This is a genomic window from Microcoleus sp. B7-D4, from assembly GCF_036705125.1.
Classification (GTDB): domain Bacteria; phylum Cyanobacteriota; class Cyanobacteriia; order Cyanobacteriales; family Microcoleaceae; genus Microcoleus.
The window spans coordinates 19157-40528 of record NZ_JAUBTT010000019.1; the positions used below are offsets into that span (position 1 = coordinate 19157).

General features: G+C 44.2%; 26 protein-coding genes and 1 pseudogene. 12 read left to right on the top strand and 15 right to left on the bottom strand.

What is annotated here, in order from left to right; genetic code table 11:
* Nucleotides 1-597: 597 nt before the first annotated feature.
* Entirely contained in the window at nt 598-888 is a 291-nt protein-coding gene (locus QUB12_RS10120; protein WP_333237170.1) for a hypothetical protein, read from the bottom strand.
* Nucleotides 889-1321: 433 nt separating this feature from the next.
* Between QUB12_RS10120 and lpdA the strand changes: the two genes are divergently transcribed.
* The 3 genes from lpdA to QUB12_RS10135 all read left to right on the top strand — a co-directional run bounded on the left by lpdA (nt 1322) and on the right by QUB12_RS10135 (nt 4114).
* Nucleotides 1322-2758, top strand: a complete 1437-nt coding sequence (gene lpdA, locus QUB12_RS10125) for a dihydrolipoyl dehydrogenase (RefSeq protein WP_333306607.1) — start codon at nt 1322-1324, stop codon at nt 2756-2758.
* Nucleotides 2759-3044: 286 nt separating this feature from the next.
* Nucleotides 3045-3536, top strand: a complete 492-nt coding sequence (locus QUB12_RS10130; RefSeq protein WP_333306609.1) for a DUF4365 domain-containing protein — start codon at nt 3045-3047, stop codon at nt 3534-3536.
* Nucleotides 3533-4114 carry a hypothetical protein gene (locus QUB12_RS10135; RefSeq protein WP_333306611.1) on the top strand — a complete coding sequence of 194 codons (582 nt, stop codon included), beginning with the start codon at nt 3533-3535 and terminating at the stop codon, nt 4112-4114. The genes QUB12_RS10130 and QUB12_RS10135 overlap by 4 nt, the downstream gene beginning before the upstream one ends.
* 4 nt (nt 4115-4118) lie before the next feature.
* Here QUB12_RS10135 and QUB12_RS10140 read toward each other — a convergent pair whose 3' ends face one another.
* Nucleotides 4119-4478: a nucleotidyltransferase domain-containing protein gene (locus QUB12_RS10140; protein WP_333141569.1), complete on the bottom strand. Its 360-nt coding sequence runs from the start codon at nt 4476-4478 to the stop codon at nt 4119-4121.
* Nucleotides 4479-4567: 89 nt separating this feature from the next.
* On the opposite strand from QUB12_RS10140, the gene QUB12_RS10145 reads away from it, so the two are divergent.
* The gene (locus tag QUB12_RS10145; RefSeq protein WP_333141572.1) at nt 4568-4891 is read left to right on the top strand and encodes a hypothetical protein; all 324 of its coding nucleotides are present in this window, start codon (nt 4568-4570) and stop codon (nt 4889-4891) included.
* 16 nt (nt 4892-4907) lie between these two features.
* Nucleotides 4908-5297 carry an SCO4402 family protein gene (locus QUB12_RS10150; protein ID WP_333141574.1) on the top strand — a complete coding sequence of 130 codons (390 nt, stop codon included), beginning with the start codon at nt 4908-4910 and terminating at the stop codon, nt 5295-5297.
* Between the two features lie 43 nt (nt 5298-5340).
* On the opposite strand, the gene QUB12_RS10155 is transcribed toward QUB12_RS10150, so the two are convergent.
* From QUB12_RS10155 to QUB12_RS10165, 3 genes are all read right to left on the bottom strand, one after another.
* Nucleotides 5341-5781: a hypothetical protein gene (locus QUB12_RS10155; RefSeq protein ID WP_333306614.1), complete on the bottom strand. Its 441-nt coding sequence runs from the start codon at nt 5779-5781 to the stop codon at nt 5341-5343.
* A 15-nt stretch (nt 5782-5796) separates the two neighbouring features.
* Complete coding sequence (locus QUB12_RS10160) at nt 5797-6105, bottom strand: hypothetical protein (protein WP_333306616.1); 309 nt, start codon at nt 6103-6105, stop codon at nt 5797-5799.
* A 91-nt stretch (nt 6106-6196) separates the two neighbouring features.
* Entirely contained in the window at nt 6197-6598 is a 402-nt protein-coding gene (locus QUB12_RS10165; protein WP_333306618.1) for a prepilin-type N-terminal cleavage/methylation domain-containing protein, read from the bottom strand.
* Between the two features lie 680 nt (nt 6599-7278).
* Here QUB12_RS10165 and QUB12_RS10170 point away from each other — a divergent pair.
* Nucleotides 7279-8760: an NB-ARC domain-containing protein gene (locus QUB12_RS10170; RefSeq protein ID WP_333306619.1), complete on the top strand. Its 1482-nt coding sequence runs from the start codon at nt 7279-7281 to the stop codon at nt 8758-8760.
* A gap of 254 nt (nt 8761-9014) precedes the next feature.
* On the opposite strand, the gene QUB12_RS10175 is transcribed toward QUB12_RS10170, so the two are convergent.
* The 4 genes from QUB12_RS10175 to QUB12_RS10190 all read right to left on the bottom strand — a co-directional run bounded on the left by QUB12_RS10175 (nt 9015) and on the right by QUB12_RS10190 (nt 10660).
* Complete coding sequence (locus tag QUB12_RS10175; protein WP_333204798.1) at nt 9015-9374, bottom strand: DUF5615 family PIN-like protein; 360 nt, start codon at nt 9372-9374, stop codon at nt 9015-9017.
* Nucleotides 9371-9706, bottom strand: coding sequence for a DUF433 domain-containing protein (locus tag QUB12_RS10180; RefSeq protein ID WP_333090952.1), 336 nt, complete (start codon nt 9704-9706; stop codon nt 9371-9373). Before QUB12_RS10180 ends, QUB12_RS10175 begins: the two co-directional genes overlap by 4 nt.
* A 157-nt stretch (nt 9707-9863) precedes the next feature.
* Nucleotides 9864-10256: a XisI protein gene (locus tag QUB12_RS10185; RefSeq protein ID WP_333141586.1), complete on the bottom strand. Its 393-nt coding sequence runs from the start codon at nt 10254-10256 to the stop codon at nt 9864-9866.
* Nucleotides 10241-10660, bottom strand: coding sequence for an element excision factor XisH family protein (locus tag QUB12_RS10190; protein WP_333141588.1), 420 nt, complete (start codon nt 10658-10660; stop codon nt 10241-10243). The genes QUB12_RS10185 and QUB12_RS10190 overlap by 16 nt, the downstream gene beginning before the upstream one ends.
* Nucleotides 10661-10807: 147 nt before the next feature.
* On the opposite strand from QUB12_RS10190, the gene trpC reads away from it, so the two are divergent.
* From trpC to QUB12_RS10205, 3 genes are all read left to right on the top strand, one after another.
* Nucleotides 10808-11707, top strand: a complete 900-nt coding sequence (trpC, locus tag QUB12_RS10195; RefSeq protein WP_333306622.1) for an indole-3-glycerol phosphate synthase TrpC — start codon at nt 10808-10810, stop codon at nt 11705-11707.
* A gap of 349 nt (nt 11708-12056) precedes the next feature.
* The gene (locus tag QUB12_RS10200) at nt 12057-12302 is read left to right on the top strand and encodes a DUF5340 domain-containing protein (RefSeq protein ID WP_333055069.1); all 246 of its coding nucleotides are present in this window, start codon (nt 12057-12059) and stop codon (nt 12300-12302) included.
* A gap of 83 nt (nt 12303-12385) precedes the next feature.
* Entirely contained in the window at nt 12386-13543 is a 1158-nt protein-coding gene (locus tag QUB12_RS10205; RefSeq protein ID WP_333141592.1) for an alanine--glyoxylate aminotransferase family protein, read from the top strand.
* 62 nt (nt 13544-13605) lie between these two features.
* Here QUB12_RS10205 and QUB12_RS10210 read toward each other — a convergent pair whose 3' ends face one another.
* The 4 genes from QUB12_RS10210 to nblR all read right to left on the bottom strand — a co-directional run bounded on the left by QUB12_RS10210 (nt 13606) and on the right by nblR (nt 15975).
* On the bottom strand, nt 13606-13818 hold the full coding sequence (locus QUB12_RS10210) for a DUF2949 domain-containing protein (protein WP_333141594.1): 213 nt from the start codon (nt 13816-13818) through the stop codon (nt 13606-13608).
* A 115-nt stretch (nt 13819-13933) separates the two neighbouring features.
* Nucleotides 13934-14146, bottom strand: a complete 213-nt coding sequence (locus QUB12_RS10215) for a hypothetical protein (RefSeq protein WP_333141596.1) — start codon at nt 14144-14146, stop codon at nt 13934-13936.
* Between the two features lie 493 nt (nt 14147-14639).
* Complete coding sequence (locus QUB12_RS10220) at nt 14640-15155, bottom strand: DUF192 domain-containing protein (RefSeq protein WP_333141598.1); 516 nt, start codon at nt 15153-15155, stop codon at nt 14640-14642.
* A gap of 124 nt (nt 15156-15279) precedes the next feature.
* Nucleotides 15280-15975, bottom strand: a complete 696-nt coding sequence (gene nblR / locus QUB12_RS10225; protein ID WP_333141600.1) for a response regulator transcription factor NblR — start codon at nt 15973-15975, stop codon at nt 15280-15282.
* A 317-nt stretch (nt 15976-16292) separates the two neighbouring features.
* Here nblR and rbsK point away from each other — a divergent pair, with 317 nt between their 5' ends.
* Nucleotides 16293-17213 (top strand): ribokinase, encoded by a 921-nt coding sequence (gene rbsK, locus QUB12_RS10230; protein WP_333306624.1) that lies wholly within the window; start codon nt 16293-16295, stop codon nt 17211-17213.
* Nucleotides 17214-17281: 68 nt separating this feature from the next.
* Here rbsK and QUB12_RS37550 read toward each other — a convergent pair.
* A pseudogene (locus QUB12_RS37550) lies at nt 17282-17491 on the bottom strand (TRADD-N-associated membrane domain-containing protein); the annotation flags it as partial.
* 12 nt (nt 17492-17503) lie between these two features.
* A complete protein-coding gene (locus QUB12_RS10235) occupies nt 17504-17689 on the bottom strand; it encodes a hypothetical protein (RefSeq protein WP_333141606.1) in 186 nt (61 codons plus the stop codon).
* Here QUB12_RS10235 and QUB12_RS10240 point away from each other — a divergent pair.
* Together QUB12_RS10240 and QUB12_RS10245 are read left to right on the top strand one after the other, a co-directional pair.
* Nucleotides 17688-18761 carry an ATP-binding protein gene (locus tag QUB12_RS10240; protein WP_333141608.1) on the top strand — a complete coding sequence of 358 codons (1074 nt, stop codon included), beginning with the start codon at nt 17688-17690 and terminating at the stop codon, nt 18759-18761. The genes QUB12_RS10235 and QUB12_RS10240 overlap by 2 nt on opposite strands.
* A gap of 714 nt (nt 18762-19475) precedes the next feature.
* Complete coding sequence (locus tag QUB12_RS10245; RefSeq protein WP_333306626.1) at nt 19476-21005, top strand: AAA family ATPase; 1530 nt, start codon at nt 19476-19478, stop codon at nt 21003-21005.
* The last annotated feature ends 367 nt before the right edge of the window (nt 21006-21372 follow it).

A 21372-nucleotide genomic window follows, 5' to 3' on the forward strand; every position in this document is an offset into this window, starting at 1 on the left:
AACCGCAGAGAACACAGAGAACACAGAGTCAGAGAATAGAGAGATGAATCATTTCTAGGCTATTATATTTGAGATTTGAGATTTGAGATTTTAGATTTGAGATTGATATCAATTCCGGTGGCATTTGGAATGATTAAACCGCAGAGAACACAGAGAACACAGAGTCAGAGAATAGAGAGATGAATCATTTCTAGGCTATTATATTTGAGATTTTAGATTTGAGATTGATATCAATTCCGGTGGCATTTGGAATGATTAAACCGCAGAGAGCACAGAGAACACAGAGTCAGAGAACAGAGAGATGAATAATTCGTATGCTACCGAATTTGACATTAAAAATTGACTCCACAGATTCATCTGGGAGGGTAAACATTAATCTAAAATTTTTCGCTTGTCAACAGTCAACAGTCAACAGTCAATCGATTTTAGATTTTAGATTTTAGATTTTAGAGGCGACCCCACGGATAAATGCGGGGGCTTGAGGATTTTAGATTTTAGATTTTGGATTGATTCCACGGATCAATCACGTGGCGGGTACCACCTTTGAAATTCGCTTGTCAACAGTCAACAGTCATTACTTGAAAATGTGTCATCGTCCTATTGATTGGATTCCGGGCGTTTGGAGTGTTTTTTCTGGATAAACTGTTCCAAATCGGCGATCGCATCTTCAAAATCCGACAAATTAATTTTCGCAGGTCTAGTCTTCTTCGGCAAACTCGAAGACTGACTCGAAGGCTTAGCCGGAGGCGGTGGAGATTTAGGTTGTGCAGCTTGAGTGCTGTTCGATTCTATAGAATCGAACAATTCATCCAGGGACTCAAAAAATGATTGAGCCGAGGCCCGGCGTAAATCTTTCTGGTCGTCGTCATCCGTCATAAGCCACTCCATAGGGTCTAAAATTTGCCAACAAACTCTGTCCGCCCCGGCGCGTGCAGATATTAGACATGAAAACCGACTAAAACAAGCAGGAGGACAGAATTTAACCGGGCGATGGGAATGCCTGTGGCTGAACTTGCTGCCCCATATAAAACCTGCTACGGGCATTGTCAGCCTTCAAACTATATTTAACTCTACACCCGCCTACTGAGTGATTTGAGACTTGGTGCAGACCCAGCTCAAAATCCTTGACCCTGAAAAAATCTCAGTTACGGCTCTTTCGTTGTCTAATTAACCCTAGTCTAGTCGAGAATAAGGAGACAGGACTTATGCAACTATTACCGCTGTTCAAGGGTTGCGATGGCAACGCGCCACCCCGAAAGGACCCAGAGACGGTGTTTTTTGCTTGAGTTCTAAGATTTCAAAGGCATTAGGAGATTTTAAGGTGACTCAGGGATTTGATTACGATTTAGCAATTATCGGCGCTGGCGTGGGCGGACACGGCGCGGCCATACACGCGGTTAGCTGCGGGCTGAAAGTGGCAATTATCGAAGCGGGCGACATGGGGGGGACTTGCGTCAACCGCGGCTGCATTCCCTCTAAGGCGCTGTTGGCGGCTTCCGGGCGAGTGCGAGATTTGCGGAATGCCCACCACCTAAAGACTTTGGGCATTCAATTGGGCAGTGTGGATTTCGATCGCGGGGCGATCGCCAATCACGCTAATACTATTGTTAGCAAACTTCGCGGCGACTTGACCAACAGCCTCAAACGTTTGAACGTGGATGTCATCCAAGGTTGGGGCAAAATTGCCAGTGCTCAAAAAATTACCGTGGAAACCGATAAAGGCGAGAAAACTATTACCGCCAAGGATATTATTCTCGCTCCAGGTTCGATTCCCTTCGTCCCCCCAGGGATAGAAATTGATGGCAAAACTGTTTTTACCAGCGATGATGCTGTCAGGTTGGAATCGCTGCCGAAGTGGATCGCAATTATTGGCAGCGGTTATATCGGTTTGGAGTTTTCGGATATTTACACAGCCCTGGGCTGCGAAATTACGATGATTGAAGCTCTAGATCAATTGATGCCGACTTTTGACCCGGATATTGCTAAGTTGGCAGAACGAGTGTTAATTGCACCCCGCGATATTGAAACAAAAGTTGGGTTGTTGGCGAAGAAGATTACTCCTGGTTCGCCGGTGATTATTGAATTAGCTGATTTCAAAACTAAGGAAGTTGTCGAAGTTTTGGAAGTTGATGCTTGTTTGGTAGCAACTGGTCGGGTTCCTGTGAGCAAGAATTTGGGGTTAGAAACTGTTGGGGTGGAAACCATGCGCGGTTATATCCCAGTTAACGATAAGATGCAGGTTTTGGCGGCGGGAGAACCGGTGCAAAATTTGTGGGCGATCGGCGATGTTAATGGCAAGATGATGTTAGCGCATTCTGCGTCTGCTCAGGGAATTGCCGCAGTAGAAAATATTTGTGGCCGTGCCCGCGAAGTTGACTATTTGAGTATCCCGGCGGCGGCGTTTACTCACCCGGAAATTAGCTATGTGGGGATGACTGAACCTGCGGCCAAAGAGTTAGGAAAAACTGAAGGGTTTGAGGTCGGTTCTGTCAAGAGTTATTTTAAGGGAAATTCTAAGGCTATTGCGGAGGGTGAAACTGACGGTATGGCTAAGGTGATTTACCGGAAAGATACTGGGGAGTTGTTGGGAGTTCACATTTTCGGTTTGCACGCTGCGGATTTGATTCAGGAGGCGGCAAATGCGATCGCCCAGCGCGATTCTGTTAATACTTTAGCATTCCGAGTTCACACGCACCCGACGCTTTCGGAAGTGTTGGATGAGGCGTTTAAACGGGCGGCTGGAGCGGGTAGTCATTAATTTGTAGGGGCGGTGTCTCGATTAGTGTCAACTTAAGTCTAAACCCTTGAGAAAACTCGTTTGTATTCCAGTCTAGATCCCCCTAAATCCCCCTTAAGAAGGGGGACTTTGAAATCCATTTCACCCCTTTTTAAAAGGGGCTTGAATGCTCTTGTCCCCCCCTTGTTAAGGGGGGCTAGGGGGGATCGAAAGCCTATCGGAGCAACAAAAGACTGGTACTATGTTTGACCTGTTTGTTGACACCAATGTGCGATCGTGGCCGCCCGTTTTTGAGAATTGTGTTTAAATGGAACTGAATCAACGCAAAGAATTATTTAGCAAGGCTTATGTCCGTGCTGTGGCGGCAGTCGCCGGCTGTTCTGTAGATCAACCTGAGAATGATTATGATAGCGTGGATCTCTGTATCAAGGCGATCGGCAGCGATCCAATGCAACCGCACCGCCTCGAATTGCAGTTAAAATGTACTTCAAGAGATGTACTCGATGCTCAATCTGTGCGATATCCGCTCAATGTCAAAAATTACAACGACTTGAGAGTAACTGCCTTTATTCCCCGCATGCTGGTTGTCGTTTTAGTACCGGAAAATATAGGGGAATGGATACAACAGTCAGAACAGGAAATGTTGCTTAGACATTGTGCCTATTGGGTATCGCTGCGGGGAATGCCTGAAACTAGAAATACAAATCGCATTACTGTTGAATTGCCCCGCAGGAATCACTTTACTCCACAGGCTCTTGAGTCAATTATGCAGCGTATTAGCAAAGGAGGTTTCCCATGAAAGTAACTGTACGGGATTTGGAAGTTTTCAAAAGTTTAGATGTGAATGTAATTATAGCATATTTACAAAAAAATGGCTGGCACGAACACAGCCGAATTTACGACAATAAAGGAGCGATTTGGGTCAAAACAAATGATGCAGGAGATGTGTTTGATATCGGGCTACCTTTGACAAGGGAGTTTGCGGATTATCCAGCTCGGATGGGAGATGCTATCAAGACGCTGGAAGTGTCAGAAAATAGTTCTCAATTAGAGATTTTAAGCGATTTAATTACTTCGTTAGACAATACTGAGATTCAGGGATTTGTTGTGAAAGTCGATCGCGAAGATGGGGCAGAAATCGCTAAGGTGGTGATGATGGGGTTTGTGGTGAACAAGCTGCGGAAAATCTATCTTGAGATCGCAGAAATTGATTGTAATTTAGCACTGAAAGCTTATCAGGAGAGAATTCCTGTCACTTGCACGGGTGATTTGCTCAAAGTAGGTGGATATTTTGCGATGAAAAATCTGCACGATTTTGCTTTGATGGCAGAGGAAGCTAAAATAGATGAAAGTACGCGCGGCGTAGCTATCCCGTAGGGAATTACGCGTATTTAAGGCGGCGGTAGAGTGCCGATCGTAAAGCTATTCCCTCTTTGCGAATGTTCCTCAATAAAGGCCCGTTGTAATGTATAAATCGCTGTTCGTCCATAAACAGACAGCTAATGACTTCATCATTTTGGAGCGACAAATCGGCTCGAATGTGACTGGTTCTTTTAATTTCTTCGCCTGGGTTTACTTGCCCTTTGAGGACGACTAAAATATCAATGTCAGAGTCGGGGCGTGCATCGCCTCTGGCTTGGGAACCGTAGAGCACCATTGTGACAAGGCGGCTGTCGTAAAGTTGCTCGAAGTGCGATCGTAATTGCATCAGTATGTTTTTAAGCTTATCGTTGATGTTCATATTTTTTGTTGTAAATGATTGGAGGGCGATATATCCTCTGTGCTAAAATTGGTGTCTAGGAACAGGATTAAGCATAAACCAGGTGCGAGGTGATTTCAAGTCAAGATTGGACATTTCCAGAAGCAGCCAGCCAGAAAATACCCGAATCCTGGGGCGATGCACAGCCAAACAAAAAGAAACCAGGTTGGCGGTGGCAATATCCAACAAATCAGGGAAATGGTGTAAGGATTGACAAAGGGGATGCAGATAGCAGTTTTCCTTCTCAGCAGGTAGACCACGTTATTCTTAGAAAAGACGGTCAAGTTATCGGTAAACATGGTCAGCCGATCGCAGGTAGCATCAAAAATAATCCCACAGAAGCCCACATCCCTTTAGATGAATGGTTGCAATGGTCAACCTGGTACGCACCTTAGTAAAGGAGAAAGTTGTATGGTAAAGTATCCGAAAATGAGAGAGGAGTTATTAGAAACTCTCCGCAGTTTGGCAGATAGAGAATATCAACATAAAGTTTGGTTAGAAAGAGATTATCCGCCAGAAATTAAGTACGACTGTTTTGATGAGGTGGTTCATTTTCTTTACGACGATACTGTGTTGGCAGAAAACCCATATCTGGCAATTGGAGCAATTATTGAAGATGAAAAAGAAGCCCGTTTGATGTCAGCAGTTTGTCAGGCTATAGACTTAGTATTTGAGGCGTTGGGGACAGGAGTTTCTGATGAGGAGTATATTAAATCTTGTGAGTGGACAAAGGTAGTTGAGGCTGCATTGAGAGCGTTGCAGGCGATGGAAATTCAATCGCAGCAAGCGGTTAAGATTTAAGTGAGAGTGCGATTCCCTACGGGATAGCTACGGTTTACGCACTTTAGGCAGAATGCTGCAAATCTGGCTGAATTTTGGCAACCACAAAAGGGGATTCGAGATCGATCGACCAGTTTTCATCAATCACTTTTAGATTGGTATCTAAAATCAGAGTCAGTTCGCCAATTTCATCATCCCCATCATCGCTAACCAGGTTGTTTTCGCCACCAGATAAATCGGCTTTGAGTAAAAATTTAAGTTTAATCCAGTGAGAAGTGGAATGCTTGTTGATAATATTTGTCCCTATCGAGCGACCGATCAACTCAGCACAGATTGGATGAATGAAAGCTATCTCTTCATAAAACTTATTACTATCCCAATAACCGCGTATTTTGTAATTACAGGATTCTAAATGTTTTATGATGAGGTGATTCAGGGCGATCGGTGCTAAGAGTTGAGCAAGTTCATCCCAAATTTGGTGATTTGTCACAGTTACTGCATTCATCAGCTTAATTCTCCCTTAATGACTTGTCTTGACACCTGAAAAGTGTAAAATTCCCTCAATAAACTTTGCATGATAGCGGTAATCTCCGCCTTCTCCTAACACCTTAGATTTGAGATCGTATCCTTCTTCTTCTGAAGGAATAAGACCTATACTACCATCAGGCGGTACTCTACCATTTTGAATGGCTTTAAGATGTTTATTGTTTTGATCGTATCTCTTGCCGAGGCGGATTTGCTTTTTACTAAAAGATACTAGCATATCAGCCAGCGTTTGATATATGATGTCTGGCTGAATATCCCCCCAGTTATTGGGGAGATATTCCATTTGGCTGTCTGCGATCGGAATTTTTTGATTATACCAAATATCGCACTCTGAGTAAGGAAAGGGCGATCGCTCCTATTATATTACAAGCACTTTAGCCACCAGATGATGCACACATAAACACCATATCGCTACCGCCTCCCTTTTCCCCAGCCATACAACAAGCTAATGTTTCATTACCGTCTTCAGGCTTTGTGGGAGAGAATATATCTACTTTGAACATATAATTGTTACTTTCCTTTGGCAATCCTAGTAGTTCTAGGGACTCTGTAAACTGATTGTTTTCAGCATAGTAAGCTAGTTGTTTTTTTTGACAAGTATTAACGTAAGTAATCCCCTCTACTTGTTTAGCTTTCTTGATGAAATTAAACATCGTGCCCAGAGAGATAGTAGCGAGAATACCTATAATGATGATAACCACTAACAACTCTACAAGGGTGAAGCCTGAGTTTTGCTTGCGAGAAAACCGATTAAATATCCTTAATATATATTCCATTTTACCCTAATTAAACAGTCACATTAACTAGGCACAAAGACTTCCTACTGAAAGCCTATGTTCTTAGTAGAAAATCTTGGTGCCTTATGGATATTGGTGTATATCCTGCCTAACTAACAAATATAAGAATGTGAGCCACAACAAGATGACGGTACAATTACTGCCAAAACCATCGCCAACGATAACAATTTGTTTTGTAAAAGTTCTGACCCCAACCAACACCCTTGCCCCATACATTGTTATTACCATACCTCCATTGACAAAGCTGATTCCGATTGGGAGGTTGAAAGTTTCTAGACCATTGGCCCTGGGCTCGCCAATAAGCAGCATTGTCATTTTCCGAAAGTTGACCCAGCCAGGTGTCATGTCTAAACCAGGCTGCATCGGCTGGCTGAGTGTGAGAAAAAAGAACTACACTACCAACTAAGGCAGCCATCGCTATTTTACTAAGTTGCGCTGGTTTTATCATCAATTATGGTCTCCTATTTAAATAATTAACCTTTGAACACTTTCTATTAATATTATTCAACTAAGCTGTTAGAAATGCCAATTACAATATGTCAGAATAAGTAACTAATTTATTCAGCCCAAATATCAGCCAATGTCATCTACTATTGCTAATGTCATCAAATGTCAGATATTTGTGATAATATGATATAAATCATTGACAAATCAAAGCAATGGACGTAAAAGATATATTGCAGTTTACAGATAGTCTATTTTTTGCGGAGACGGGTAAACATATAGATCGTCTGCAAGAGACTATTTTGAAAGGAACCTGGGATGGTCAGAAATATAGCGAGATTGCAGAAGAAGAACATTGTACAGAAGGCCATGTAAGAAATGTCGCATCGGAATTATGGCAAATTATCTCAAATGCTTTAGGTCAAGAAGTTAATAAGTCTAATTTTCGACGTACATTACAAAAATCTTATTTATCTATTAGTTCATCAACTTTTACAACAGAATTTACAAATGTTAGGAATGTTAATTTTTGCAATGGTAACATACAACAATCAGAAGAAGTTATGAAGAATCGATCGCCTACCTCTCTCCAAGACACCCAACAAACCCCCAAACGACCCCATATAGACTTAAGCGACGCACCCAAAATCTTCACCTTTTACGATCGCACATCCGAACTCACCACCCTCAAACAGTGGATTCTCCACGAAAACACCCGCCTACTCGCTATACACGGCATAGTAGGAATTGGCAAAACCGCACTCGCCGTACACCTAGTAGAACAAATCAAACATGAATTTGATTTCGTCATCTGGCGAAGTCTCGCCACATCTCCACCCCTGTCAATACTTCAAACAAATATAATTCAATTCTTCTGTAGGGGCGGCGCCCCCGTGCCCGCCCCAAATGCCGACGGCGTGCCCGCCTTCGGTAGGGGCGGTGCCCCCGTGCCCGCCCCCTCCCCAGAAGAAGGGGCAACCACGGGGGGATTGCCCCTACTGAACTACTTGCAAAAATACCGCTGTCTGCTGATACTCAATGACGTACAAATGGTAAATAGCAGCGGACAACTCGCTGGTATTTACAAACCTGGATATGAAGATTACGGCACACTCTTCAGACAGGTAGGAGAATTATCTCACAATAGTTGTTTAATCCTGATAGGTGCGGAAAAGCCTAGAGAAATCGCCGCATTAGAAGGCAAAAATCAGCCAATTCGCTCATTACAACTGAATGGTTTAGGTGCTGAAGCGGGGGAAATCCTTAGAGAAAAAGGTTTAACTGAAGATGCAAAATTTTCAGAACTAATTGAACAATACAGAGGCAATCCCTTGTGGTTAAAAATAGTGGCTACAATGATTCAAGATTTGTTTAACTGCAGCCTATCGGAATTTTTGTCTGATGATACACTATTTTTAGGTGATTTAGAATCTTTACTGCATCAGCCATTTAATCGCTTATCCGAGTCAGAAAAACAGGTAATGTCATGGCTAGCGAGTGAAACCGCGCCAGTTTCCCTCTCAAAAGTGCCAGAGAATCTGCAATTATCTCGATCGCCATTTTTGAAAGTTATGCAATCCTTGGGACGGCGTTCATTAGTTGAAAAAATCCCGGAGGGCGATCGCACATTTTTTACCCTTTGCCCGATACTAAAAGAGTATGTCAAAACCAACTATTCCCGCCCCAACGGTGAGTAATAAAAAATTATATTGTCGTCAAGTGAATTATCTTGAACTTAGAAATGTGCGATCGACCTTTTGGTAAAATTTGGGAATGCGCGATCGACCTTTGTTTACTGAATTGGCTTTTCAGTCCTCTTTTAGAGGACTTGTGCTATGAGACGGGGGTTTTCAACCCCCGGCGGACTTGCGGGTTAGCGAAGGGATTTTAGCCGCAAAATGTGCGATTCCCTACAGGATAGCTACGCTTCACGCACTTTTTCAACAATCTTTTATAATGGAATCCAATCCAATTTATCAATCCATTCTTCAGCTTCCGAAGTCTCCCAAACTATCACAATTTCTTCTGCCCATCTGCCTAGACTTGCACTTGGACGCACCCAAAACAGTCCCCAAATTTGTCCTCCCGTCGCCCAATATTCCTCCAAATGTCCGGGAATACTTTTGCGGTTATCCGTTACCAATAGCCTTTGCGATGATTCCAAATAGCTGATGATTTCTGGATCGAGGGTTCCTAATGGCGGTGCATTGGCGTCGCCCACTCGCAAAATATCTATCTCCGGCTGGAGTTTTAAAACAGCACTTTTAAGCTTAGGCGGCAAATTTTCATCGAGTAAAAAACGAATTTTCACTTGAGTAGAAGTAACTCCTGTTCTCGCTGTGCTTTGATTGCTCTTACACGCTTTACTACATCAGAAGGTTCCTTAGCCAACCATTCCTGATAGCGTTCTTCCCGCCACTTCGCCAGCCGCAACATATAAGCATCCATCTGCCTCCGATTTTGCAGATAATAAGTTAGCGTCGCGTAAATTTTCTCTAAATTCAAACTTGGTAATTCTTCCAGAATTTGGTCGGGCGAATATCCATCCAAGTAATATTTAATTACATCGTCAATGCCGATCCGATGTCCTTTGATGCGGATGTCATCGGGGTCGAGAAATTCAAAATAGTCTTCTAATTGCATCGGTTTATCTCCGAATACTTAGTTAATCGCATTTTATCATAAATTGAAAAGGGCGATCGACCTTATATAATAGAAACTTGTTACGATCGCCCTTTATCCCCCTATCATGCTGCAAATCCGTTGCCGTCCCCCCAGCACATCCGTCTCCGTACTCTACTTAGGCCGATCGCACAGCAGCAGATTCAGCAACAATTTCTTCATCTTTCTCACTCAAACCAGTTCCAAATTCAGTGTACTGCCGCACTTGAGGATGCCTAAAACCGAGTACAATATCTTCTTTAGGAACACCGGCGGCCAGTAAATCCGTCGCCACTCCTTCTTCGGTATCATCATATTGAATCCAGATTTTATCGCCGATTAAATTGATGTGGATTGGTGTGGCGTGAAGGTAATTGTCATCATTCCAACCTATATCCAAAACTAAATATCCTCCTCGTTCATCATCAAATAACAGTTGAGAATGATAGCCGTCAGGTATAGTATTGCGGTATTTAGCGTGTTCCTGAAGTATACTTTTGATAATTTCTTGGTATCTCAATCGGGTATCCATTGAAGTATTTCCTCACTTTTTACATCAAAAACAATCAGTTTAACAATTTGATTTTTTAATAACACTTGCCCTAGTTCTATGGTAAATACGCTCTTAAAAGCAGGCTTAGAAATAGCAAGATAGAGTTTTCTATCGCTCTGCATTTCATTAAGCACTTGGTGGTAAAGAACGTACTGTCCCAAAGCCTGTTCCAAATCTTTTACATCCGATCGTCCTACAAAACTCTTGACCTCAACAACTATTTTTTGGGTGTCTTTTTCAGCATTAATTAGACGTTCTGCACCCAAGTCAGCAGATAAACGCTTGCGACCAATTTGCATGGAAAATGGATCGTGAGTAATTGTCCACCCATCCTTTTGCAAGGCACGCTTAACTGTATCGTGATAAATATCTTTAGCTGGCACGCATTAGCTCTCAGGCTAGGAGGATTTACTGTAACCATTATATAATAGGTTGAAACTTGTTGCGATCGCGGTAAGGTATAAATCCCCAGCCTAAAAACCTCGCTGTCAACTGTCAACTGTCAACTGTCAACTGTTTATCCCCCTATCATGCTTCAAATCCGCCGTCGTCCCCCCAGCACATCCGTCTCCGTACTCTACCTCAGCTACCAAATCGCCGTACCCGACGCCGAACCCCAGCACATCCTCGAAGAAATCGTCTGGGAAAAAGAAGCTGAAGTGGCCCAAAAGCGCGATCGCACCCCATTAGCCGATCTTCACAAAAAACTCCCCTTTGCACCGCCCATCCGCGACTTTCTTGCCGCCCTTAAAAACGGCAAAACCACACCCGCTATCATCGCCGAAGTTAAAAAAGCTTCCCCCAGCAAAGGCGTAATTCGCGAAGATTTCGACCCAGTGGCGATCGCCCTAGCTTACGAACAAAACGGCGCCAGTTGCATCTCCGTACTCACCGATGAAAAGTTCTTTCAAGGCAGCTTCGACAACCTCGCTAAAATCCGTGCCGCCGTCGATTTACCCTTACTTTGCAAAGAGTTTATTATCTATCCCTACCAAATCTATCTCGCCCGGATTCACGGCGCCGATGCTGTATTGTTAATCGCAGCCATTCTATCTGACAAAGACTTACAATACTTTGTAAAAATTGTCAAGACATTGGGCATGACAGCTTTAATAGAAGTTCACACTCTCGAAGAACTCGATCGAGTATTAACCCTACAAGGCGTCAACCTAATCGGCATCAACAACCGCAACCTAGAAGACTTTTCCGTCAGCCTAGAAACTACCGGTCAACTATTAGCCGATCGACAAACCGAAATCCAAGCAAAAGGCATCCTCATCGTCAGCGAGTCAGGAATCCACACTCCCGACGACCTAGCTAAACTTGCCAGCGCCGGAGCAGAAGCCGTCCTCATCGGCGAATCTCTGGTCAAGCAGCCCGATCCGGGTGCGGCTTTAGCCTCCCTTGTCGATCGCCCTCCCAGCCTGTGAAAGGCGAGACCGCTTGACAAACCACCCTTAATTCTGATAAAAAATGATTAGGTAGGTAAATAATGAGAATTTCTAGCCTGCATCGACTCAAGCGCTACTGTAAAAAAGAAATAGCACTGAAAGCTATATTGCATAGAAATATTTTGCCAGAAAGCAATTAAATCTATTCTGTAAGCCTGTCGATCGCAAGATTTAGCGTGTCCAACGCACCCAGCCCCGAATATTCGATCGGCAAAGCAGGGTTTATTGGACGGTTAGAAAACAAATAAAAAATCGGGCATCTAATGTTCACCGTGATGCCTCATGCAATTGCAATGGGGTATCGGTTCGCTGAGGTATGTTAGCTTTCATGGAGCCAATCCCCCTTCCTTCGTACATTCATTATGAATTGCTACTTCAATTGTTAGAACGCAAAACGATGTTTGCTGTCAGTCCACAATCGCCGCAGCAGCAACAAGTTCACCAACTTATTATTACACTGCGTAAAGCCCTTGCCATTCAAAAGCAATTAGAACAAAGCTGCGAGCGATCGAACTTAGCGGTAGAACATCGCTGGGCTCTAAATGAAATTAACCACAAGGGAGTTAAAAGTTAAAAAACTTAGAGTATCGACGCGACGTGACGTATCGTATTTGATTTATTCTATATAACTCCCACAGAAAAACTTAGGACAATATCATGGACAACAAATTAATGCTGATGATTCCGGGCCCGACGCCGGTGCCTGAAGCGGCATTGTTAGCGATGGCAAAACACCCGATGGGCCACCGCAGCAAGGAATTTGACGCGATTTTTGCAGAATGTACCGAAAACCTCAAATGGCTGCACCAAACAAAAAGTGACGTGCTGAGTTTAACGGTTTCTGGTACCGGGGCGATGGAAGCTGGGATCATTAATTTCTTGAGTGCGGGCGATCGAGTTTTAGTCGGTACTAACGGCAAATTTGGTGAACGTTGGGCTGAAGTCGCCGAAGCTTACGGTTTAAACGCCGAAATTATTAAAGCCGAGTGGGGCCAACCTTTAGACCCCGAAAACTTCCGCGAAAAACTCGAAGCAGATACAGAGAAGCAAATCAAAGCTGTCATCATCACGCACTCGGAAACCTCCACCGGCGTCCTCAACGACCTCGAAACCATCAACCGCCACGTTAAAGCCCACGGTGAAGCTTTAATTATGGTCGATGCTGTCACTAGCTTAGGCGCTGTCAATATTCCGATGGACGCTTGGGGCATCGATGTCATTGCTTCGGGTTCTCAGAAAGCTTACATGATTCCTCCAGGTTTGGGTTTTGTGGCCGTCAGTCCGAAAGCTTGGGAAGCTTACAAAACTGCAAAACTGCCCCGCTATTATTTGGATTTGGGCAAATATAGCAAAGACGCTGCCAAAAATACCACTCCTTTTACTCCCCCTGTCAATATGTTTTTTGCCCTGCAAGCATCGCTGCAGATGATGAAAACAGAAGGGTTGGAAAATGTTTTCGCGCGGCACAAACGCTTAATGACAACTACTCGCGCTGCTGTAAAAGCTTTAGGTTTGCCGTTGTTTGCGGCTGATGATGCCGCCAGCCCTGCGATTACTTCGGTTATGCCGCCAGAATCCGTAGATGCTCAAAAAGTGCGGACTTTGATGAGAAAGAGATTTGACATTGCTCTCGCCGACGGACAAGACCATTTGAAAGGTAAAATCTTCCGAATCGGTCATTTGGGCTTTGTGTGCGATCGCGATATTCTAGCAGCAATTTCCTCTTTAGAAGTCGTGCTGAGCGAATTGGGTCATGAAGGCTACACTCCTGGTGCCGGCGTTGCCGCTGCTGCCAAATTCTTGGCTGAATCCTAATCTCAGTTGTTAAAGGATTTTAGATTTTGGATTTTTGATACTCTCTAAAATCTAAAATCCTTTTAGTATGCTTCGGATAACCAATCAAAGATTTTATCCAACTGTTCGAGAGTGACTAAACCGTATTGCCACAGAACCATCGGCAAGGAATTCGGGTCTTTATCGCGCTGGCGCTGTTTGTCACCGCCACGTTCGGCGACAGCAATTGACGCGGGAGAAATTGCCAAATCTTCTTGTAAAAATCGAATTAATCTAGTGTATGTAGCGGGTGCCATGTGATTTCACCTCTAAGTATAGGACACCATTTTCTGATGTGAACCTGATGTTTTTGATGAGTAATAAGCCAGTTTTAAATTTGTCTTGTTACCGTCGATAGGTTTTAAAACGCTATTAGCGGTTGAACTGCCAAACGTAATGCTGAGTGCGAGCGCACAAGCTAACCTTTCCCAAAAAGTGAAAGGTTTTGCAATTTGGCTGATGTCTGCCCGATCGACTGGTAATCGCGATCGAACCTAAACTGAATACCTCGGCATCTCTGCAGCGCGAATCAGAATAAATTCTGCTACCTAAAACTACTAAACCAAGTTCAGAGTTTAACTTCATCTGCCGAAATGCAGAATCCGCAAAACTACTTCGGCAAAATTAGTTAGATATTTCGATCAAACCTGAAACTGCTACCAGAAGTTAAGTTTGCCAATTACAGCCAATTAACTTGGCTCGTAGCATATTACTTTAGATAGGTTTAGTAGATTTAGCTCGATCGCCAGAACTTCCAGAGAATTTCTTTTCGTGTTGCTACACCTTGAGGCTGAGTATCGTCTCTCAGGATTGGTAACGAGTCGCTGACTCGTCTCATACCTGCGACCAAGAATCTACAGCTTCCGGAAACAAGCTCAAGTCCTGACTGACTGAGATCGACATCGTAGCAAATCTTTCGGTGTTTGTACTGAATGTTACATTAATATTCTAATAGATTTTATCAATTTTTGTAAAGTTTCTAAATTTTCTTGGGTAGTCCGAAGGCAGAGGGCTCTCTGGGCGATGGAAACCGGGGGATTATCTCTGTCTGCAGGTTTTACTGAAACAGTCCGAAGTTTTACTGGAAAAACTCGATTTCAATACGATCGCCCTTTTTGACACCGAGTTCAGCAGCTCGCCCGCCCCGGAGTTCAATAACTCGATCGACAACAGTATCGGGCCCGTAGGTAGGACAAGGATCTTCAGTACAAGGAGGTGCAGAAACTTGTATCGCCTCAACCACCCCATCTCGCAGAAAAATCATATCCAGAGAAATCTTGCAATTTTTCATCCAAAAATTGACCCGCCGCGCCGGTTTAAACTCAAACAGCATTCCTCTGTCATCCGGCAAAGAAGTTCTGTACATTAAACCCATAGCCTGCTGTTCCGGTGTTTTCGCCACTTCGAGTTCGATTGGGCGATCGCCTATCCGAGCTCTAGCAGAAACAGGCAGCACTTGACCCGATGTTGTCGCCGTCGGAGACTGCGAGGCCAAAATACCAGTAGCACCAGCATTCGCGATCGGTAAAGTCGGCGAACATCCCAGCAAAAATATACTTACTCCAATACCGAGCAAATTAGTTAAATAATTCATAATGATTTTAGATTGTTGACTGTTGACTGTTGACTGTTGACTGTTGACTGCGTTGAGTGATGACAACTGACAACTGACAACTGACTAATGACTAATGACTAATGACTGATGACTAATGACTTCTTCAAGCTTCCCGCATCACATAGCCAACACCGCGCACCGTCTGAATCAAACGCTTTTCGCCCTCATCTTCAATCTTGAGCCGCAGATAGCGGATATAAACCTCAATCACATTCGACTCACCCAAAAAGTCGTAACCCCAAACATTTTCCAGAATTTGTTCCCGAGTCAAAACCTCGCGGGGATGTTCCATCAAATACTTTAGCAGCTCATATTCCTTCATCGTCAGGTCGATCGCCCGTCCATTGCGTAGGGCCCGCCTAGAGGCTAAATCCAAAACTAAATCGCCAAACCTCAATTGTTCGTTGCTGCTGTTATCCGGCTGCAAATACAAGCGCACCAACTGCAAAAACTCCTCAGTGCGGTAAGGTTTGAGAAAATAATCATCCGCGCCAGCTTCCAGACAAGCTACGCGATCGTCAACTGTATCACGACCGACCAATAGCAGCACCGGCACCCGATTGCCAATACTTCTGAGGTGAGAACACAGTGACAGCCCCGACTCAGCGCCAAGTATGCGATCGATTACAATCAAAGCTGGCTGCAATTCATGAGCTAAATGTTGGCCAGTGGCGGTATTAGAAGCCACTACCGGTTCGTAGCCGGAGGATTTTAAGTCGAGACTCAAGTGGCCGGCGAGAACTTCGTCTGTTTCAACTAGCAGGACACAGGGATTGCGATCGAGAGTAATTGCAGCCATTGAATTGACCGGTGGAGACCATAACTGTTCTAGCACGTTTGATGGCCGTTGGTTGTTAACTGTTGGTTGTTGGCTGTTGACTGTTGGGTGTTGACTGTTAGCTGTTGGCTGTTGTTATTTGTTATTTGTTGTTATTAGACTTCTCCTAAAAAGCAGATTTTGAACAGGCATCCTGCCTGTTCCACGATAATTATGGGAGATGTCTATTCGTTATGGGTTATTTGCGAGTTGCTACCCATTACCAATTCCCAATTCTATAATGCCCCATGCCCCATGCCCAATGCCCCATGCCCAATGCCCAATTCCCAATTTAAATTATGACCATTATCGTATTCGGTAGTATCAACATCGACCTAGCAGCAAAAACTCCCCGGTTGCCGCAACCAGGCGAAACTATCATCGGTAGCAATTTTTTCACGGCCGGCGGTGGCAAAGGAGCAAATCAAGCCGTCGCCGCCGCCCGTCTCGGCACTTCCACCCACATCATCGGTCGCGTCGGCAACGATAAATTTGCTGAAGAATTATTGACAAATTTACAATCTTATGGTTTAAGTACCGACAATGTATTAATAGACCAAAACACTCATTCAGGAGTGGCAATTATCGCGGTAGACGAGACAGGTCAAAATAATATTATTGTGATTCCGGGCGCGAATAACAATGTCGGTGAAGCCGAGATAGAACGTCTCAAAAAACTTTTAACAGCAGCTACATCTTTGCTGTTACAGTTAGAAATTCCCCTGGAAATTGTCCAAAAAGCTGCGAAAGCTGCTCGTCAAGCCGGGGTGCGAGTTATTCTCGATCCAGCACCGGCTAGGGCGGATTTGCCGATCGAACTTTATCCGCTAATTGACATTATCACGCCGAATGAAGTGGAAGCGGGCCAGTTAGTCGGTTTTCGGGTGAATGACACCGAAACAGCGATTGTAGCTGCCAAACACTTGCAGGATCGTGGGGTCAAGAATGTTATTGTCAAGTTGGGCGATCGCGGGGCTGTTGCTGTTACGGCGGATGAAACCTTTTTTGTACCGGCTTTTGCTGTGGAGGCGATCGACACTGTGGCTGCTGGCGATGCTTTTAACGGCGGGTTAGCCTCTGCATTAGATGCCGGTCTGTCCTTGTCGGAGGCGGTGCGGTGGGGCGCAGCAGCGGGCGCTCTGTGCACGACTAAAGTGGGTGCTCAAGGTGCTATGTGCGATCGGGCAACTTTTGATAAATTTTTGCATAATTTAACTTGAATTTGTCAGGTGCGTGTTAGTTGAATTTGTCAGGTGCGGAAGGCGCACCCTACTTTAACTATTTTTGTTTAATTGTCGTCTTTGAATTCTTTGGCTAGGCGATCGAGTCTGTCGTTCGTTTCTTTTGTAAACTTGAGTAACCCAACGCTCACAATATTTGATGTTAATCCGCCAGCGGTGGCAACTGAGCCTTCTGTGACTTTTCCAGAAAACAACAGTCCGATGCCTAAAATATTGACTAAAGCGCTGGTGATGATGAATCCAAAAGTTGCGTTAGAACTAAAACGAGCTTAACGCCAACTATCTTGAATCATCTCCCAACGACGAGCGATCTTGGAAGAATCATCAGAGGACGATCGACCATCGTTCTCTAAATTTAACGTGAGTTCAGGGTTGAGCAAAAAGGTTGAGCGAGTTGACTTGTAGTTGAGATCGAACCTATAATCTAAATTAGTAATTTTCTCTAAAGGCATCATGGGGCGATCGCTCAAAGTTTCTCCAGGGTGTATCGAACAAGTCAAATCGGCTTTAGGACGCAACGGCTTTCCGACTCAGAAGGCTTTGGCTGAAGAATTAGAAATTTCCCTATCCACCGTCAAGAGCTTTCTGACGGGTAAACCTGTTGATTATAGAAATTTTGAGGAAATTAGCGGGAGATTGGGGTATGAGTGGAGAAATATCGTACATATAGACGAAACTATCCCTAAGCCTATCTTCGAGGAAACCTCAGCTTTCATCACTGGAACTCCCATCACCCATCCGCATCACTTTTTCGGGCGGCAGAAAGAACTAAAACGCCTATTCGACTTACTGAAACGCCGTCCCCTGCAAAATGCTGCCATTATCGGCAAGAGGCGCAGTGGCAAGACTTCTTTGCTGCACTACTTAAAAAATATTACCACCACCCCAACAGAACAGTTGCGTCCCGGTCAAAAATCTGACTGGTTGCCCCATCCAGAAAACTATCGTTGGATTTTCGTAGATTTTCAAGATGCGCGACGGCAGAGTCGGGAAGGGCTGCTGCGCTACATTTTAGAATCCCTAAAAATGTCAGTACCTAACCCTTGCGATTTAGATAAATTTATGGATGTGGTTAGCAGTAATTTACGTCAGCCTACAGTCATCCTATTAGATGAAATTGGCGCAGGATTGCAACGCTGTCCCGAATTAGATGATGGGTTTTGGGAGAGTTTGCGCTCTTTGGCGACTAACCAAACAAATGGAAATTTAGGGTTTGTTTTGGCAACTTCTGAATCACCAATGGAATTAGCGCGTAGCACCGGACATAGTTCGCCTTTTTTCAATATCTTTGGATATACCACAACTCTGGGAGCTATGACTGCAGCCGAAGCGCGGGAGTTGATAGCCAGTTCGCCCATGCCTTTTCCTGATGAGGATGTCGAGTGGATTTTGAATCAAAGTAAATGCTGGCCTCTGCCGCTGCAAATCCTTTGTCGAGAACGATTATTTAGCCTGGAAGATGGGGAAACTGAGGATAATTGGCGTGAAGAAGGTTTACAACACATAGAGCCATTCGCTGATTTTTAAAAGGTAAATGCCATGAAAACTAATTTGCCCTTAAATTTGAAACGGGATCTTGCCTGTGGGGGGCTGGTAATCGGTCTTGGGCGAGCTAATTTATGCAAGCATTTAATTGTTTACCAAAAGTCACTCCTAAATCATCCATAAGTCAGCCATAAATCAACTTTGCTCAACCTTTAACTCAATCACGTCTTAATGTACTATACAGATATGTATAGACGTAAACAGTTGACGTAAACAGTTGACGTAAACAGTTGACGTAAACAGACTGTATTCGTTTAAAGCGATATAGTCGTTTAAAACAAAAAAGCCAAGTAAGTTGTCACCTTACTTAGCTGTTCTTGATTAAAAAAAGTAGTTCAACGATTCACACTGTTGCTATTCATGCTTGTCCTCATCCTTGCCCTTGCTCCTGTCCTCCATAGGCATGAGTAATTGGATGATAACGGGAAACACGACTGGATCATTAAAAGGTACGTCATTCAATATGGCGCAGGCCATCAAAGCAACAGCCAAGAGTAGTCGATAAAAAATACTCATCGAGTTTTCCTTCAAAAGTTTGATCAAGGCTTCTGAACGGTAGCTCCAGGGTAATGTTCAGGGGGAGCGTGGGTGTCCAGAGTCTAACCGTACTGGGCACTCTATTCTCTTTTTCCCTAACGCAAATGTAACACACCAATTTTAGCGAGCTGCATTAATTTATTGCTCGCTCATATTTTAATGTTTTATATATTTGCACTCATTTGTGCATTTTTACTTATATTTTTGGGATATACTAGCTATCGGCGATCGTCCGATCGGCTCACAAAGATTAAACAGGATGTACAAAGGCTAGAAATTTGTGCAGACGTAACAACCATAAGTAACGCTCACCACAGTATATCGATCGGCGAATTAAACAGTCCAGTCAGCGCCCTACTGAATAGCTTCAGTTATATCAGCCAAGACGTAGATGCAGCCCTCAACCAGCAAAGTCCTTACAACCAGCGTTTAGCCCTCAGTGCAGTAGCAGAAAAATTAAACAGTTTAATTCGAGAATTGACCCGCAGTGGTGACAAATATGCAGTACGCTTTCGCCCCATTGCTACCAGTTGGTATGAAATTGTCACTGACTATGTGCGGGAACTAGCAGAAGTTGTCGAACTGCGACAAGAAATCGACAACCCTTATATAATCGGCGTACCCCTGACAGAACAACAGGAAATCTTTGTCAAACCCGTTGACTTAAGTGGAACTTACATCAGTACGCGCATCGAGCAATTACTGCTAGACCGCCGCCGCCTTCCCTTGCTACTCTACGGACAGCGGCGCATGGGCAAAACATCCCTCCTCAACAATTTGGGACGCTTGCTACCCAGCACTATCATTCCCATGTTTGTAGACTTACAAGGGCCAGTTTCATCAGCGAGTGATTATGCTGGTTTTCTCTACAATATCGCCCGGAGTATGGCAAACTCAGCCCAGCGCCAAAGTGCCTTCACTCTCCCATCTCTTAAGCGCGAAACACTGCAAGATGACCCTTTCACCCGCTTTGATGAATGGCTGGACGAAGTAGAAGAAGCCCTACAACAAAATATTGCCCTGCTTGCCTTCGATGAATTCGAGGCGCTAGATAATGCCATCACAAAAGGACGCTTTGATCGGGAGGATGTTCTGGGAATGTTGCGTCACCTGATTCAACATCGTCCCCGCTTCAAAGTGCTGCTAGCTGGTTCCCATACAATAGAAGAATTTCAGCGTTGGGCTAGCTATTTAATCAATGTCCAAGTCGTTCATATCAGCTACCTGAAACAACCCGAAGCGCGTCAACTAATTGAGCAACCAGTCAAAGATTTTACCCTGCGTTACGAACTCAATGCGGTTGAGCGAGTCTTGCAACTCACCCGCTGTCACCCTTTCCTAATACAACTCCTCTGCGCTGAAATTATCGCACTAAAAAACGAGCAAGATCCATCTATCCGCCGACTAGCAACTTTAGCCGATGTAGAAGCAGCAATACCAGAGGCTTTAAGTGTTGGCAGTTTCTTTTTTGCCGATATTCAAAGCAATCAAGCAGATGCAGCAGGATTAGCTATTTTGCAGTTTTTGGCAGCACAAGGAGAAGGGGCAATAGTCAGCCGATCAACTATTTTGCAACACTTTTCCAATAAATTCGATGCTCTCAATTTACTTTTGCAACGCGAATTGATTGAGGAAGTTAGTGAGGGCTACCGTTTCCAAGTTGAATTAATTCGCCGCTGGTTTGCATAATCTCTGTCTGTCCTGTAGTCTACGGCGAGAGTAAGAAGATATTGCCTGTAGGGACACAACAGTGTTCATTGGTGTCAACTTAACGTTAAACCGATAGTCCGACAGTCCGACAGGGGTTGAAACCCCTGCCTCAAAGCTAAAGTCCTCTAAAGAGGACTGAGAATAAAAATTTTTAAACTCATTATATCATGTCCGATCGATTAACCATAATATCCCGGTCGGGGCGGGTTTTTGAGATGGTCAATTATTGGCAGGTATTGTTGGTGAACCCGCCCCTACAAAAATCGCTATCGCTCGACCGGACATGATATGAGAATAAAAATTTTTAAACTCATTAGTCCTCTTCAGAGGACTTTAGCTATTAGAC

Excerpts from the sequence above, each read along its gene's own strand:
- QUB12_RS10120 (WP_333237170.1), bottom strand. The coding sequence starts at position 888 with ATGGAGTGGCTTATGACGGATGACGACGACCAGAAAGATTTACGCCGG.
- QUB12_RS10130 (WP_333306609.1), top strand. The coding sequence starts at position 3,045 with ATGGAACTGAATCAACGCAAAGAATTATTTAGCAAGGCTTATGTCCGT.
- QUB12_RS10135 (WP_333306611.1), top strand. The coding sequence starts at position 3,533 with ATGAAAGTAACTGTACGGGATTTGGAAGTTTTCAAAAGTTTAGATGTG.
- QUB12_RS10140 (WP_333141569.1), bottom strand. The coding sequence starts at position 4,478 with ATGAACATCAACGATAAGCTTAAAAACATACTGATGCAATTACGATCG.
- QUB12_RS10150 (WP_333141574.1), top strand. The coding sequence starts at position 4,908 with ATGGTAAAGTATCCGAAAATGAGAGAGGAGTTATTAGAAACTCTCCGC.
- QUB12_RS10155 (WP_333306614.1), bottom strand. The coding sequence starts at position 5,781 with ATGAATGCAGTAACTGTGACAAATCACCAAATTTGGGATGAACTTGCT.
- QUB12_RS10160 (WP_333306616.1), bottom strand. The coding sequence starts at position 6,105 with ATGGAATATCTCCCCAATAACTGGGGGGATATTCAGCCAGACATCATA.
- QUB12_RS10165 (WP_333306618.1), bottom strand. The coding sequence starts at position 6,598 with ATGGAATATATATTAAGGATATTTAATCGGTTTTCTCGCAAGCAAAAC.
- QUB12_RS10170 (WP_333306619.1), top strand. The coding sequence starts at position 7,279 with ATGGACGTAAAAGATATATTGCAGTTTACAGATAGTCTATTTTTTGCG.
- QUB12_RS10180 (WP_333090952.1), bottom strand. The coding sequence starts at position 9,706 with ATGCAATTAGAAGACTATTTTGAATTTCTCGACCCCGATGACATCCGC.
- QUB12_RS10185 (WP_333141586.1), bottom strand. The coding sequence starts at position 10,256 with ATGGATACCCGATTGAGATACCAAGAAATTATCAAAAGTATACTTCAG.
- trpC (WP_333306622.1), top strand. The coding sequence starts at position 10,808 with ATGCTTCAAATCCGCCGTCGTCCCCCCAGCACATCCGTCTCCGTACTC.
- QUB12_RS10200 (WP_333055069.1), top strand. The coding sequence starts at position 12,057 with ATGGAGCCAATCCCCCTTCCTTCGTACATTCATTATGAATTGCTACTT.
- QUB12_RS10205 (WP_333141592.1), top strand. The coding sequence starts at position 12,386 with ATGGACAACAAATTAATGCTGATGATTCCGGGCCCGACGCCGGTGCCT.
- QUB12_RS10210 (WP_333141594.1), bottom strand. The coding sequence starts at position 13,818 with ATGGCACCCGCTACATACACTAGATTAATTCGATTTTTACAAGAAGAT.
- QUB12_RS10215 (WP_333141596.1), bottom strand. The coding sequence starts at position 14,146 with ATGAAGTTAAACTCTGAACTTGGTTTAGTAGTTTTAGGTAGCAGAATT.
- QUB12_RS10220 (WP_333141598.1), bottom strand. The coding sequence starts at position 15,155 with ATGAATTATTTAACTAATTTGCTCGGTATTGGAGTAAGTATATTTTTG.
- nblR (WP_333141600.1), bottom strand. The coding sequence starts at position 15,975 with ATGGCTGCAATTACTCTCGATCGCAATCCCTGTGTCCTGCTAGTTGAA.
- rbsK (WP_333306624.1), top strand. The coding sequence starts at position 16,293 with ATGACCATTATCGTATTCGGTAGTATCAACATCGACCTAGCAGCAAAA.
- QUB12_RS10240 (WP_333141608.1), top strand. The coding sequence starts at position 17,688 with ATGGGGCGATCGCTCAAAGTTTCTCCAGGGTGTATCGAACAAGTCAAA.
- QUB12_RS10235 (WP_333141606.1), bottom strand. The coding sequence starts at position 17,689 with ATGATGCCTTTAGAGAAAATTACTAATTTAGATTATAGGTTCGATCTC.
- QUB12_RS10245 (WP_333306626.1), top strand. The coding sequence starts at position 19,476 with ATGTTTTATATATTTGCACTCATTTGTGCATTTTTACTTATATTTTTG.